Genomic DNA, 14,165 nt, shown 5'->3' with positions numbered 1-14,165 from the left:
ATTTTCAAATGAATCAATGAGTTATGTCGCCAGTTATTTTTTGTAGTGAATGTGTTTTTGTGAATTATAAATCTAGTTTTTGTATTTAATGTAGATTTATTTGCTAATTAATTGTTCTTATAGAGTTAAAAATAGTTATTTGTTACACATTTTGTAACATTTTGAATTTCTAATTGATAATTTTGTCGCGTACCCTTCGCTGGCAATTTGAACATTTTTGTCACAATTGCACAGGAATCACTACACAAGGAGGGAACAGATGAGTTCATCTGCTTCAATAAAAAACAACGCACCAAAGAAACCTATTTTCACTCGCTTTTTAGACAGCGTTGAATATTTGGGGAACCTTTTACCCCACCCAATCACTCTTTTTGCAATCTTCTGTGTCGCAATCCTAGTCTCTTCAGGAATTGCTGGTTACTTCGAAGTATCTGTAATGGATCCTCGCCCAGAAGGTGCTAGCGGTCGTGCTGCTGATGGCATGATCCACGTTGTAAGCCTGCTTAATGCTGAAGGCTTACAACTCATCGTAACGAATCTAGTTTCGAACTTTGTTGGCTTTGCGCCACTTGGTACTGTGCTTGTTGCAATGCTAGGTGTTGCGATAGCTGAACACTCAGGTCTATTATCTGCGGCAATGCGCGGCATGGTAATGGGCGCATCTCAGCGCATGGTTACTGTAACCGTGGTATTTGCCGGTATTATCTCTAACACGGCATCTGAGCTGGGTTACGTAGTTCTTATTCCTCTTGCAGCAATGCTTTTCCACTCATTGGGTCGTCACCCATTAGCAGGTCTAGCTGCAGCATTTGCTGGTGTATCTGGTGGTTATTCTGCAAACCTACTTATCGGTACGGTTGATCCACTGCTTTCTGGTATTACAGAAACAGCGGCACAAATGCTTGATCCTTCTTACTCTGTTGGCCCTGAATCAAACTGGTACTTCATGTTTGTTTCGACCTTCTTTATCTCGATTGCCGGTGCATTTGTAACAGAGAAGATTGTTGAACCTAAGCTGGGTAAATACAACGACGAAGACGCGTCTGAAGACCTTTCAAATGACTCAATGGGTAAGCTCAATGATACTGAGAAGAAAGGCCTTAAGTTTGCGGGTGTTGCAGTATTAATCGTCAGTGCGCTTTTAGCTTGGACTGTTGTTCCTGCTGATGGTGTTCTACGTTCAGAGGCGGGCACGATTTCAGGCTCTCCATTCCTGAAAAGTATCGTCGCGTTTATCTTTGTATTCTTTGCTATTCCTGGTTTTGTTTACGGTAAAGTTACCGGTTCAATGAAGAATGACCGTGATGTGATTAATGCAATGGCGACGTCTATGTCCTCAATGGGCATGTACATTGTTCTTGTCTTCTTTGCTGCACAGTTTGTTGCTTTCTTTAAGTGGACGAACTTTGGTCAAGTCGTTGCTGTAGGTGGCGCTAGCTTCTTACAAGATATTGGCTTAACGGGTCCAATGTTGTTCTTCGCATTTATCTTAATGTGTGGCTTCATTAACCTGATGATCGGTTCAGCGTCTGCACAGTGGGCAGTAACAGCACCAATCTTCGTTCCAATGCTAATGCTAGTAGGCTATGCACCAGAAACGATTCAAGCGGCTTACCGTATCGGTGATTCAACAACGAACATCATTACACCAATGATGAGCTATTTCGGTCTTATCCTTGCAGTAGCGACTCGTTACATGAAGAACCTAGGTATTGGTACACTGATTGCGACAATGCTACCTTACTCAATGGTATTCATGTTCGGTTGGAGTATCTTGTTCTACTTATGGGTATTCGTATTCGGTCTACCAGTAGGTCCAGGCGCTGCAACTTTCTACACGCCTTAGTTAACAGTGATGGGCGAACATTTCGATTCGCTTATTAACTGAATAAAAGATGGTATACCCAAGAGCCTGCATTGATGCAGGCTCTTTTTGTATGAGCCAGTAAACTTACAATCCTGCAAACCGATAGGTGACGCCAAACTCCAATGACCAGCCCAAATCTCGTTGGATTAAAGTACTGTCGCTATCATGATGAATAAGGTCTGCTCTCGCGATACCAATCCAAGTCGGCGTAAACTCGTAGAGTCCGATGAATCCGGCTTGATAGACAAGGGTTGACCCAGAATCAAACTGACTCAATCCTGAGGAAGAAGATTCGGCGCTGGAAATACTGTAAAGATGATTTGAGAGCTTTTTGTCTCGATAGTCGATTTCTATGTAAGGCGTAATAGTGAATGGTTGCGTCCAGGTTTCTAATGTTCTGCCTAAGTGAAGCTGAACTTCGTAGCCGTTATGTTCTGAAGTCACATCGTGTAAGTAGGTGAGGCGTGCCCCTACCGTTCCTAAAGTTATCCCCAGTTCTCCATTACCATCTCTGTCTTGAATGCCGTTAGGTAGGTCTACAAAAGTGTCTGACACCTCTGCAAAGCGCCAATTTCCAGATAACCCTACGTAAGGCAGCAGTTGCCAATTGGCTAAGCTACCATCGATAAAGCCTTTTGGACCTGAATAGAATAGGTTGGGTGTCGCGCCAAATTGAGGGGTACTTTTAGTCGAGAAAACACTTTCACCATAGGTGATGCTGCCTCCGATGATTCCGTATTCTTGATCAGCAAAGTGTTCATCGGCAAAGTCTTCATCAGCAAAAGAAAGTTGGGTGCTGCCAAAAACAATGGATAGCGAGAGGGCGATTCGACGAATCATAAGCAATACTCCGTTATTGTAATAAATATCAAGAACGGAGTATGTCGATTAAAATTTCATCTGGGCTACAACGATGTAAGAGACGACTTCTAAAGCTGTCGTCATTAGAAAGCTGTGGTTAGCGCTTTGCTAATAGGCGATCGAGGTGGTTTGCGAACTCACGACGGTCGGTTTGAGAAAGGGTGCTTGGTCCGCCAGTTTGAATACCACTTGAACGCATAGTATCCATAAAGTCACGAATGTTGAGACGCGCTTTAATAGTCTCTTTGGTGTAAAGCTCGCCGCGAGAGCTTAAAGCAAGCGCACCTTTGGTGATCACTTCGTCAGCCAGAGGAATGTCAGAGGTAATCACCAGATCGCCGGGTTCAGTGCGTTTTACGATTTCATCATCTGCAATATCAAATCCGCTTGGGACTTGAATTGAGTGAATGTTGTTACGCTTGGGAACGGGAACCAAATGGTTCGCGACAAAGGTACATTCGACCCCTGTGCGTTCAGCTGCGCGTACGATTGTTTCTCGGATAACCTTGGGACAAGCGTCCGCATCAACCCATATCTTCATAGTGTTCTATTTCTCTGTTAGCTTATTTATCGGTCAACTTATTGCTCAGTTGCCTTATTGACCAGTTAGCTTATTGTTCAGTTAACTTATTGTTTCGTTAACTTAGCTTCAAGCGTGGCAACGCGAGCGGTAAGTTCAAGGACTTGCTTTTCCAGTTGGCTAACACGATCAAGTGCCGGCTCTTCTTGTGTCGCGACTTCCACTTTAGGGACGCGATTCGCACTTTTCCAGCTCTTGATAGTTGTGATCAAAGCAGGCATCGGCACAGATGTGCTCATACGAGCTTTAACTAAAGCAACTGTCGGCTCTTTCCCTTGTGCTTGCAGTCCTTCAAGCACTGATTTCAACTCTTCAGACACATCTTTTGTCAGCATGTTGACCTCCATTTTTAGTCTTTGGTCATTTTACTCGCTCCGGTGAATGATAGCGAATCATAAAACCGCCCATAGCTTGTGAGAGATCTCTTACAAAGGCTGTGAGATAACACGAATACATCACTAGAGAGATTTAAGTGCATATGGTTAAACTGCTGAATTTTAATTGTTTTATATAATTAACAACTTTATTGAATTGAAAGTGTGATGCAAATCTATTGTCCAAAATCCTAAATCGCGTAAATTAAACCTTGTCGGAAGGATTCTGACACGGAACAGGAAAGCACCAAGGATTTGGTTATCTTCAGGATGAAGATTTGGTTACTTAGGATTGAGTAGTCAAGCATGGAGCGTAAGGACATTGTAGGGATACAGCCAGTTAACAGGAAGTTAGCTGCAACGGAATGACAATGGACACCTTTAGGATTTAAAGGGTTGGATTAGCATCAGGACGATGTAAAGGACACCGCTCACGGAACAAGTGATGTGCGCTAACTAGGATTGTTAGCTTTCAGGATGATTGGACACCGCTAGGACGGCGAAGTAAAGGAAAGAGCTGAAGGATTACAGCCACTATTATGGATGATGCATGGAGCATTTATTAGTAGCCGGACTGCTGCGAGTAAGACCCTAGCCCTGACACTTCGGTGTCGGGGCTTTTCTTTATCTGAGGCTTTTCTCTATCTAGGGCTCTTTTTAATTCAGGAGCTTTTATCTAAGAGCGCGACATCTGCTTTTCTGCTAATAGTCAACACAAGGAGTGTTTTATGACGATAGCAACCTCAAGAACGCTGTTGGTACCTTATACCGAACAGCTACAACACGACTTTATCAAGTTGAATTGCTGCCCCATTAATCGTGCTGAAATGAATGGGCCGCACTCTATTGCCTCTGCGAAGCTCTTATTTCAAGAGATACTGCAAGACAACGCCGGCTTCTGCCGCGCGATTATCCATAACCAAACCCGTGAATATCTTGGACATGTCTTTGTTTCATCAGAAGAGGGTCAGCATGAGCTTGGCTTTATTTTGGATAAAGAATTTTGGAATCAAGGTCTTGCTAGCGAAGTGCTAAAACCTTTCTTCAGTTTGGTGTGTTTTGAAGAGCACCTAACGAATGTTGTTGCGACAGTTAATGTCGGTCATAACCCATCGATTAAGTTACTCGAAAAGTTAGGCTTTGCATTTAAAGAGACCAAACAAGATCAGTTTGGCCCTTATCATGAATATCGTTATACCGAGTTTTGCGACGTTACATTCTATGAGGCTGTAGCTCAAACCGCATAGAGCGGAAGCCGACCATCGTCAGTTTTCCTTGGTACAGGTCATCACCCAATGCCGAAAACTCAAATTGGTACACAGTGTGCCAGCGCCAAATGGTGGTTAGCTCATGGCGCATCTTAAATTTATGACCACTGAAGGCAACGCTTAATAGTTGCAAGTCGAGCTCTTTACATTTTCTCGCAATGGCAGTTTTCGCAAGCTCTGATTGCCTGCGCTGCTGCCAAAAGAAAAAGCAAAAGAAGCACAGCATCAAAATAGCCAATAAGTTATCTATCATTTAATCCATACTTCCTTTTTATCTCTATTCCAATTGTCATTACAGCGTATTTCAACGAGCTATAGAGCAAACCAGTTCTTGGGTTAGTCGTCAGTCCGTTATTGAGACTTAGCCGCTTGTTGTAACTCAATCAATGCGTTGGCGAGCTCAGGTGATGGGTTCGAATTCAACAAGGGTAAAAATACCATTCTTAGTGTCGGAATCATCACTAAATCTGCAAATAACTGATTGAACAGGTTTTGATTGCCCGTTTGTGCGAGACGCAGCAAGAATTGCTCAGCAATAGCAGTGTCTTGTAGTGCGTGCCAACTGCGACCAGCTAAACCAATCAACACTTCTTGGTGGCTCAAGCGTGGACTAGCGAGAACTTGGTTAATGATGTTATTCGCGATCCCTTGTTCTGCACCGGAAAGGGCACGAACCAAAGCTGAAAGTAAGAACAAATCAGGCTCTTTACTAGCGATCTCATTCTCTGCAAGCTCTTGTAAGCGTTGCGCGAGTTTGTCATTGATTTGTGTGTGCTCAAGCGCACCTAACGTCGCGTATAGCGGTTCTGATGGCAGCTTATTGATGGCTTTGCGAATAGAGACACCGTTTTGTTGGCTGCCTAAACGCGCACACATATCAGTGATGCCTTGTAGTCCAACCGTTTTCCAGTTATCCCAACCAAGCTCACCCGTGAAGTAATGCTGAGCGTGCTCGTAATATTGGCTCGTCGCAAGGTCTAAACCTGCTCTTACTTGGCTATGAAATACAGCCATTTTGTCTTCAGAAGGCTTGAAGGTATAAGGGTTGTTTGACAGCTTTTGCTGTTGCTCTTCGCTGATATCGCCGTTCAAACGCGTGCCCATTGCTTCGATAACAAACTTAAGAAAATTACCCACATCACCTTGATGCAGTAGGCCTCTTTCGTCTAGTTTGAATTTTAGAAACCAGATCCAAGGTTGCTTGTGTTCGTTCCAGTAGCTAATCGCTAAGTGAGCTTGTTTCTGAAGTGGAAACGGGTATGGCTGTTTCCCCTGCTCAACATCAGAGAATAGGGTGTTGTCGATTTTCTGGATACGACGACCTAGGTCGTAGATGTCGTATTGGCAACCGCTATTCTTTAGCAACTGAGTGAGCGTGTGAATCGTTTCCATAGTAATAAAGCTCCTAACTTTCTTTCCTAAATAGATGGTACTCTATGCCCCAATTTCAAGGTCACTAGATAAATAACTTGGTGAAAAATGACAGCAGCCACAAAGTTACCTCTTTTACTTCAACAATTAGAACAACAAATGCGCCAATGTTCCCTATGGAGCGATGTTTCACCTTCGGATGAAGCTCTGGCGAGCGTTGAGCCTTTTGCGATTGACTCGCTACAGCCAGAAGAGTGGTTGCAGTGGATCTTTATCGTAAAGATCAACGCAATGATGGATGCCCAAATGAGCCTACCGAGAGGCTTTGCGATTCATCCTTATTTTGGTGAAGTATGGAAAAATGAGGCAGATAAAACCGAGCTGCTAGTGACGATTCTGAGCATTGATGAGGTATGTGCGTAATGTTAGAGATCATTTATCAAGATGAGTACTTTGTCGCGGTGAATAAGCCTGCGGGCATGCTGGTGCACCGCTCGTGGTTGGATAAACATGAGACACAATTTGTGATGCAAACACTGCGAGATCAAATTGGTCAGCACGTATTTCCACTGCACCGTTTAGATCGCCCAACATCCGGTGTATTGGTGTTTGCGCTTTCGAGTGAGGTAGCCTCTGAGGTGATGCCGATGTTCGCTAACCATGAGATGCAAAAAACCTATCATGCGATTGTTCGTGGTTGGATAGAAGATGGCGACACGCTCGATTATGCACTCAAGGTCGAGTTGGATAAGATCGCAGACAAGTTTGCAAAAGAAGATAAAGAACCACAAGAAGCTGTCACCGTTTACGAGCCGTTAGCGAAAGTCGAAGTGCCGTATTCAACAGGCCGTTTTCCTACCAGTCGTTATTGCTTAGTTGAGATGATGCCTAAGACAGGTCGTAAACATCAGCTGCGTCGTCACATGGCTCATCTAAGACATCCAATCGTTGGTGATACTTCACATGGTGATGGTAAGCACAACCGACTGTTCCGCGATGATTTAGATTCGCACCGTTTGTTGTTGCACGCTTCTGAGTTGCGTTTCATTCATCCTTTTACAAAGAAAGAATTAGTAATGAAGGCCAGCCTAGATGAAACGTGGTTAAGGTTGTTTGAAACCTTTGAGTGGGATACCAGCTTGGTGAATGCTGAAGCACGGTCGTCTAAGTAAAGACCAGGCGTCTAGTCAACATAGAAAATAGAATAAAAATAAAGGGCTGATAGTGATATCAGCCCTTGTTGTGTCTATGCAATCGTAGCGGTAAAACTAATGTTAGCTAGTCGCTCATCGCGGGATCATTTTAGCTTTTCTAGATCGGCTTCGATCTCTGCGATCTTACTTGATACAACCTTCTCTAAGTGGCGTAAGTCGGTAAGGATCTTCTGCTTCACATCGACCTCAGCGGTTGGCGTAGGTTTGGTGATCTTGTTGAGTTCATCAATCACAAGAGTGAGGTTGCGGTTAATCTCTGTCACTTCTTTGTATTGATTATTGCCGCCGCTAACAAGCACACTTTTTACTTGTCGTGGGTACTTAAACTTAACGCTTTTCGCGAACAGTTCACCTTTTTGCTTACGAAAGTAAATCTTCAGGATATCTTTATGAGCTTCTTGGCGAAGGGAGTAACGTTCAATCTGTTTAGGTTCGTGGATACCTAAGCCAGTGAGGTTTGGATACATAAGCGACCTCTAGGTTATGAATGTAATACTTTTATGTAATTGACTTGATCAATGTAGCAGCCTAACGACGAGCTAGATAGTTGATATCTGTGAATTGATTGTAAGTTGTGGGCAAGATCGCTCTCTATCTTTGCCCACACTTATTTGGCTATTAAAGCTGTTCCTAGAGCTAAACTTGTTTCCTAGTCATAACTTACTTCTAGCACTAAATTAGCTTTCTAAGGTGCGAGCTCTGAAACATGCTCAGTTAATCTTTCTCTTAGCGCTTGTTCCTGTTCTTCAGACAGTCTGCCTCCCGCGTCACTGGTCAGAATAAACAAATCTTCAGCTCTCTCACCTATGGTGGTGATTTTCGCACCGTGTAAGTTGATGTCTAATTCTGCAAAGGTTGCACCGACTTGAGCCAACAACCCCGGCGTATCAAGAGCTCTTAACTCCATCAAGGTGCGTTTCTTACTCTTGGTTGGTAGGAACTCAACTAAGGTTTTTACCTTGAAATGCTGTAAGTTACGTGGCGTACGACGAGTCTTAATCTTAGTTGGGCGGCCATCAGCCAGAACATGAGTTAGATGCTTAGCGACGGCTTTGTGTCTTGCTTCATCAATCGCTTCACCGTGCTGATCCAGTACGATAAAGGTATCCAAAACGTGGCCATCTTTACTGACCATGACTTGTGCGTCGTGAACGTTAAAGTTGCGTCTGTCGAGCTCGGCAACCACGGTCGCAAAAAGTGCAGCTTGGTCTTTACAGTAAACGAATACCTCTGTGCCGCCACGTGTCGCTTTTTGGCTGATAAGCACTAAAGGTTGACTCGGATCTTCTAAGCGAAGTAAGTGTTCACAGTGCCATGCGATTTGAGTGTGTGTATGACGCAAGAAATAGTCAGCTTTGAAACGCTGCCACAACACCTCAATCTCACGAGCCGTGAAGCCTTCTTTACGCAGCAGTGCAGATGCCATTTGCTGGTTATGACGAATACGGTCTCTGACATCGACCGGGTTTTCCAAGCCGCGGCGCAGTGCGCGCTGCGTAGAATGGAACAGTTCTGCGAGTAGGGTACGTTTCCAGCTGTTCCATAGTTCTGGGTTGGTTGCACAGATATCGGCTACTGTTAGGCACACCAGCAGTTCTAACGATTCTTCGTCGCGTACTTTCTTGGCGAACTCTGTGATTACGTCCGGATCGTAGATATCACGGCGTTGAGCGGTCACTGACATTAACAGGTGGTTTTGTACTAGCCACGCGACTTGTTTGGCTTCTGGCTTTGATAGCCCGTGTTCAATACAGAAAGAGTAAGCTTCAACAGCGCCAATTTCTGAGTGGTCTCCGCCGCGGCCTTTACCGATGTCGTGGAAGATAGCCGCCAGAATCAACAGCTCTTTCTTTTGAACTCGTGGATACACTTCACAACAGATAGGGTGCTTATCGTGGTTCTCGATTTGGCCAAAGCGGTTGATGTGTTTGAGTAGGCGAATACTGTGTTCATCCACGGTGTAAACATGAAACAGATCAAACTGCATTTGACCAACAATTTGGCTCCACTGTGGCAAATAGGCCGATAGCACGCCCAATTTGTGCATCAAACTAAAGGCTTTGTGCAGTGCATTTGGGTGGCGAACCAAATCCATGAACTTGTCACGAGCTTCAGGAATGGTATGTAAGAAGCGATTCAATCGGCGACGTGCGGTTCGCAGTTGGCGCAATGTTGGTGGGCTTACCCCTTCGATAGAAGAGTCATTCGCGATATGGATAAACATATCGAGAATCGTTTCTGGTCTTGCTTGGAATAGAGCCGGCTTACGCGCTTCGATTAATGAACCTCGACGTTGGAAGTCGTTGTCGAGAATCTCGGCTTCTTGTGTTTGACCGCCATTGATGATCGCTTGATCGAACAGCTTAAGCAGCATCTTATTGAGCTCGGCTACGCGACGAAGTGTTCGATAGAACTCTTTCATCATCATCTCTACGCCACGGTTGCCTTCACCACTGTAACCCAGGTGTTCCGCTACCTGAGCTTGATGGGCAAACGTGAGACGGTTGTCGTAACGGCGCAGTTCAATGTGCAGTGCAAAGCGAACACGCCATAAGAAATCTTGGCACTCGACCAACTCACGATATTCAGCATCGGTTAGAAAGCCGTATTTGCTCATCTCCAATAAAGACGTTGCACCAAAATGTCGACGCGCAACCCAGCTCAGGGTGTGGATGTCTCTGAGCCCTCCCGGAGTCGATTTGATGTCCGGTTCTAGATTATAGGTGGTGTCGTGGTAGCGAGCATGACGCTCTCTCTGTTCTTGAATCTTGGCTTTGTAGAAGGTCTCACTTGGCCAAAATGAATCAGAATGAATCTTTAGCTTAAGTTCTTGAAAGGTGTCTTCGCTGCCACACAGTAAGCGTGACTCTTGCAGGTTAGTGGCAACGGTTAAATCATCGGTGCCGATATCAAGACACTCTGCAATGGTACGCACCGCGTGGCCGACTTCGAGTTTCAAGTCCCAGAGTAGGGTAATGAATTGACTGACTTTTTCACCCAGTGCGGGTGGCAGTGTTTTTTGCGAGACAATGAGAATATCAATATCAGACAAAGGGTGTAGTTCACCACGGCCATAGCCTCCCACCGCAACAAGTGAAATATGAGGCAGTTTGTTGAATCCAAAATGCTCCCATAAACGATTGAGAAGCAAATCCATGTATTCGGAACGAAGCAGCACCAAATCGGTGACTGGATGATGATTCAGAAATTCATTTTTTTGATACTGCGTGAAGATTTCGAGCTGATTTTTTATTTCGCAGATTTCAATTTGTTCGTCATTGAACGTAAGGGGACATTGATAAGGCATAGTCTGCTATCCGTGCAAGCAAATGAGAATAGTAAACAATTTAACAGAAGCTGATGGAAAATCGAAATTGAGGGGATAAAAAAATATCCTCGACAGGCGAGGATATTTTTAAAAGTCTGAGGTATTCAGCTTGTTGAACTAAGCGTTCTTCATGATACGTGGGATCGTATCGTCGCTGCGTAGTGTTAGTACCTCACAACCAGTATCGGTCACAACTAGAGTGTGTTCCCACTGAGCGGAGTTCTTGCTGTCTGCTGTGTACACTGTCCAACTATCTTCGTCATCTAGACGACAGCCAAACTTACCCGCATTGATCATTGGCTCGATTGTGAAACACATGCCTGCTTTCAGTACGGTACGGTCACTGTTTTTGTAGTGAACGACTTGTGGATCTTCGTGGAACTCAGAACCAATACCGTGGCCACAGTAATCTTTTACAATAGAGAATTTAGCGCGTGGGTTGTTCTTGTTGTTTGTTTTGATGTACTTCTCAATAGCAGTACCGATTTGGCCAAGTTGAACACCTGGTTTAACCTGACGCATGCCTTCGTAAAGTGCTTCTTGAGCAACCATACACAGACGTTTGTTTGCTGGAGAAACTTCACCCACAAGGAACATCTTAGATGTGTCACCGTGGTAGCCTTGTGGACGAACACTTAGATCAGCATTTTCGTCATCAGGAACAATCACAGTGATATCAACGTTGAGAATGTCGCCATCTTTTAATACTGCAGGTTTGAATTGACCTGTGCTACCCGTCTCATCTTGTGATGCTGGAATACCGTGACACACGATGTGGTTGATAGACGTACAGATTGACTTAGGGAAACCGTGGTAATCAAGTGGTGCTGAGTATGCGCCTCTTTCTAGAGCGTACTCATGACAGATTTGGTTTAGCTCTTCTGTCGTTGTACCCACTTGGATGTGAGGTTCAATCATCTCTAGAATTTCTGAAGCCAGCTTGCCGGCAACGCGCATTTTTTCAATTTCTTCAGCAGTTTTAATTTTTACAGCCATTGCATATCTCTTAATTTGGTAGCACCTAAGTGTGCATATTGGGGCTATTCTATCAGTGCAGCATTTTAGCGCAACATTCCCATGTCCGCACAATGTTGGTGGATACTGCTCAGTCTGAGTAGATAATGTTCGGTTTAATGACGCAGACGCGATTTGAATAGGACACTATTTTATAGAGAAAATTCACCGCTAGGGATCAGTATAGCAGTCGCCATTTTTAGATTTTTTTCTAGCCATAGATAGACAAAATATGGTATAAAGCGCGCCGGACATCAGGACTGTTTTCTCCATTTGGCGAAACAAGCTTTGTGTCCACTAACTTATTTCTTTAAATCACACACATTCCGACACATGTTCCGGGGTGCCTCAACAACACAGATAACGGCTGAAAAGTGGTTAGTTGTTAGGGGTCGGATTCATGGGGAGTGTGGAGGCCTAACCCCATAGAGGATTTTAAAATGGCAACTGTATCAATGCGCGATATGCTTAAAGCTGGTGTTCACTTCGGTCACCAAACTCGTTACTGGAACCCAAAAATGAAGCCATTCATCTTTGGTGCTCGTAGCAAAGTTCATATCATCAACTTAGAAAAAACTGTACCAATGTTCAACGAAGCTCTAGCTGAAATTGCTAAAGTTGGCGAGAAGAAAGGTAAAGTTCTTTTTGTTGGTACTAAGCGTGCTGCATCTGAAGCTGTTAAAGAAGCTGCTATCAACAGCAACCAGTTCTACGTTAACAACCGCTGGTTAGGCGGTATGCTAACGAACTACAAAACTGTTCGTCAGTCTATCAAGCGTCTGAAAGAACTTGAAGCGCAAGCTCAAGACGGTACTTTCGACAAGCTTACTAAGAAAGAAGCTCTAATGCGTACTCGTGAAATGGAGAAGCTAGAGAAATCTCTTGGTGGTATCAAGAACATGGGCGGCCTTCCAGACGCTCTATTCGTTATCGATGCTGATCACGAACACATCGCAGTTAAAGAAGCAAACAACCTAGGTATCCCAGTTTACGCTGTAGTTGATACTAACTCTAACCCAGACGGTGTTGACTTCGTTATCCCTGGTAACGATGATGCAATCCGTGCAGTACAGCTTTACCTAAACGCTGCTGCAGACGCGGTTAAAGAAGGTCGTAACAAAGATGTTGCTGCTGTAGCTGCTGAAAAAGACGGTTTTGTAGAAGCTGAATAATAGCGGCTCTGAGCCATATTTAGTTCACATTAAGCGGTCATAATCGATGGCTTAAGAACTGAATACAGTCAATATCAGGGGCCAATTAATTAGGCCCCTGTTTTTTATCTTTTTTAGAATTTACTGAGGAATAGAGAATGGCAACTGTAACTGCAGCTCTAGTTAAAGAACTTCGTGAACGCACAGCTGCGGGCATGATGGAATGTAAAAAAGCGCTTGTTGCTGCTGAAGGCGACATCGAGCTAGCAATTGAAAACATGCGTAAGTCTGGCGCAGCGAAAGCAGCTAAAAAAGCTGGTAACGTTGCTGCTGAAGGCACAATCATCATTAAAGAAGACGCTGGCGTTGCTGCTCTTCTTGAAGTGAACTGCCAAACTGATTTCGTAGCTAAAGATGCAGGTTTCCTTGCATTCGCTAACGAAGTTGCTGAAGCTGCTCTAGCTGAACGTCTAGACATCGTTGCACTTCAAGCTAAATTTGAAGACGCACGTATCGCTCTAGTAACTAAGATCGGTGAGAACATCAGCATCCGTCGCGTTGAGCTTGTTGAAGGTGTTGCACTAGCTTCTTACCGTCACGGCGAGAAAATCGGTGTTGTTGTTGCTGGTGAAGGCGAAGCTGAAACGCTTAAGCACATCGCTATGCACGTTGCTGCTTCTAAGCCTGAGTACGTTAACCCATCTGACGTACCTGCAGACGTAGTAGAAAAAGAAAAAGCTGTTCAAGTTGAAATCGCTATGAACGAAGGCAAACCACAAGAGATCGCTGAGAAAATGGTTATCGGCCGTATGAAGAAATTCACGGGCGAAGTATCTCTTACTGGTCAAGCTTTCATCATGGAACCTAAGAAAACTGTTGCTGACATTCTTAAAGAGAAAGGCGCATCAGTTACTACCTTCGTTCGTTTAGAAGTTGGTGAAGGTATCGAGAAAGCGGCTGAAATGAGCTTCGCAGACGAAGTTGCAGCGGTACAACAAGGTTAATCCTTAGTGTATTGATTGAAAAAGACCGTGGCAAATGCTGCGGTCTTTTTATGAATAATGAATTATTTTTTGGCTGTTAGCTGTTATGAATGCAAACTGATCTCTTCAGTTTTTATCCATGACTGTTAATCAT

The 14,165-nt window shown here is 44.2% G+C and carries 14 protein-coding genes; 6 read left to right on the top strand and 8 right to left on the bottom strand.

Annotation, left to right across the window (positions count from 1 at the left end):
- Positions 1–259 precede the first annotated feature (259 nt).
- Positions 260–1,846 carry an AbgT family transporter gene (locus tag AC3CIA_RS12125; protein WP_146531999.1) on the top strand — a complete coding sequence of 529 codons (1,587 nt, stop codon included), beginning with the start codon at positions 260–262 and terminating at the stop codon, positions 1,844–1,846.
- A gap of 105 nt (positions 1,847–1,951) precedes the next feature.
- On the opposite strand, the gene AC3CIA_RS12120 is transcribed toward AC3CIA_RS12125, so the two are convergent.
- From AC3CIA_RS12120 to AC3CIA_RS12110, 3 genes are all read right to left on the bottom strand, one after another.
- A complete protein-coding gene (locus AC3CIA_RS12120) occupies positions 1,952–2,707 on the bottom strand; it encodes a MipA/OmpV family protein (protein ID WP_065205036.1) in 756 nt (251 codons plus the stop codon).
- A gap of 118 nt (positions 2,708–2,825) precedes the next feature.
- Complete coding sequence (locus AC3CIA_RS12115; protein WP_004734361.1) at positions 2,826–3,269, bottom strand: YaiI/YqxD family protein; 444 nt, start codon at positions 3,267–3,269, stop codon at positions 2,826–2,828.
- Between the two features lie 86 nt (positions 3,270–3,355).
- Positions 3,356–3,643, bottom strand: coding sequence for a hypothetical protein (locus AC3CIA_RS12110; protein WP_488518165.1), 288 nt, complete (start codon positions 3,641–3,643; stop codon positions 3,356–3,358).
- 767 nt (positions 3,644–4,410) lie between these two features.
- On the opposite strand from AC3CIA_RS12110, the gene AC3CIA_RS12105 reads away from it, so the two are divergent.
- On the top strand, positions 4,411–4,929 hold the full coding sequence (locus AC3CIA_RS12105; protein ID WP_054547594.1) for a GNAT family N-acetyltransferase: 519 nt from the start codon (positions 4,411–4,413) through the stop codon (positions 4,927–4,929).
- Here the strand turns inward: AC3CIA_RS12105 and AC3CIA_RS12100 are convergent.
- Positions 4,895–5,203, bottom strand: coding sequence for a DUF3301 domain-containing protein (locus AC3CIA_RS12100; protein WP_004734358.1), 309 nt, complete (start codon positions 5,201–5,203; stop codon positions 4,895–4,897). The two genes, AC3CIA_RS12105 and AC3CIA_RS12100, sit on opposite strands and share 35 nt — an antisense overlap.
- 98 nt (positions 5,204–5,301) lie before the next feature.
- On the bottom strand, positions 5,302–6,342 hold the full coding sequence (locus tag AC3CIA_RS12095) for a DUF3549 family protein (protein WP_237299961.1): 1,041 nt from the start codon (positions 6,340–6,342) through the stop codon (positions 5,302–5,304).
- Between the two features lie 87 nt (positions 6,343–6,429).
- Between AC3CIA_RS12095 and AC3CIA_RS12090 the strand changes: the two genes are divergently transcribed.
- Complete coding sequence (locus AC3CIA_RS12090) at positions 6,430–6,744, top strand: YqcC family protein (RefSeq protein WP_102449914.1); 315 nt, start codon at positions 6,430–6,432, stop codon at positions 6,742–6,744.
- Positions 6,744–7,493: a tRNA pseudouridine(65) synthase TruC gene (gene truC / locus AC3CIA_RS12085; protein WP_237299963.1), complete on the top strand. Its 750-nt coding sequence runs from the start codon at positions 6,744–6,746 to the stop codon at positions 7,491–7,493. Before AC3CIA_RS12090 ends, truC begins: the two co-directional genes overlap by 1 nt.
- A gap of 125 nt (positions 7,494–7,618) precedes the next feature.
- On the opposite strand, the gene AC3CIA_RS12080 is transcribed toward truC, so the two are convergent.
- The 3 genes from AC3CIA_RS12080 to map all read right to left on the bottom strand — a co-directional run bounded on the left by AC3CIA_RS12080 (position 7,619) and on the right by map (position 11,859).
- The gene (locus tag AC3CIA_RS12080) at positions 7,619–8,002 is read right to left on the bottom strand and encodes a DUF3461 family protein (protein ID WP_004734354.1); all 384 of its coding nucleotides are present in this window, start codon (positions 8,000–8,002) and stop codon (positions 7,619–7,621) included.
- Positions 8,003–8,220: 218 nt separating this feature from the next.
- A complete protein-coding gene (gene glnD / locus AC3CIA_RS12075; RefSeq protein WP_065205032.1) occupies positions 8,221–10,842 on the bottom strand; it encodes a bifunctional uridylyltransferase/uridylyl-removing protein GlnD in 2,622 nt (873 codons plus the stop codon).
- Between the two features lie 138 nt (positions 10,843–10,980).
- Positions 10,981–11,859 (bottom strand): type I methionyl aminopeptidase, encoded by an 879-nt coding sequence (gene map, locus AC3CIA_RS12070; RefSeq protein ID WP_004734352.1) that lies wholly within the window; start codon positions 11,857–11,859, stop codon positions 10,981–10,983.
- Positions 11,860–12,317: 458 nt separating this feature from the next.
- Here map and rpsB point away from each other — a divergent pair, with 458 nt between their 5' ends.
- Entirely contained in the window at positions 12,318–13,049 is a 732-nt protein-coding gene (gene rpsB / locus AC3CIA_RS12065) for a 30S ribosomal protein S2 (protein ID WP_032500394.1), read from the top strand.
- A 137-nt stretch (positions 13,050–13,186) separates the two neighbouring features.
- Positions 13,187–14,032 (top strand): translation elongation factor Ts, encoded by an 846-nt coding sequence (gene tsf, locus AC3CIA_RS12060; RefSeq protein WP_017084154.1) that lies wholly within the window; start codon positions 13,187–13,189, stop codon positions 14,030–14,032.
- Positions 14,033–14,165 lie beyond the last annotated feature (133 nt).

The sequence above is a fragment of the Vibrio sp. QJM3NY_27 genome, assembly GCF_057785955.1.
Note: the sequence above shows the minus strand (reverse complement) of the source record. Positions and strands in the feature narration are given on the sequence as shown.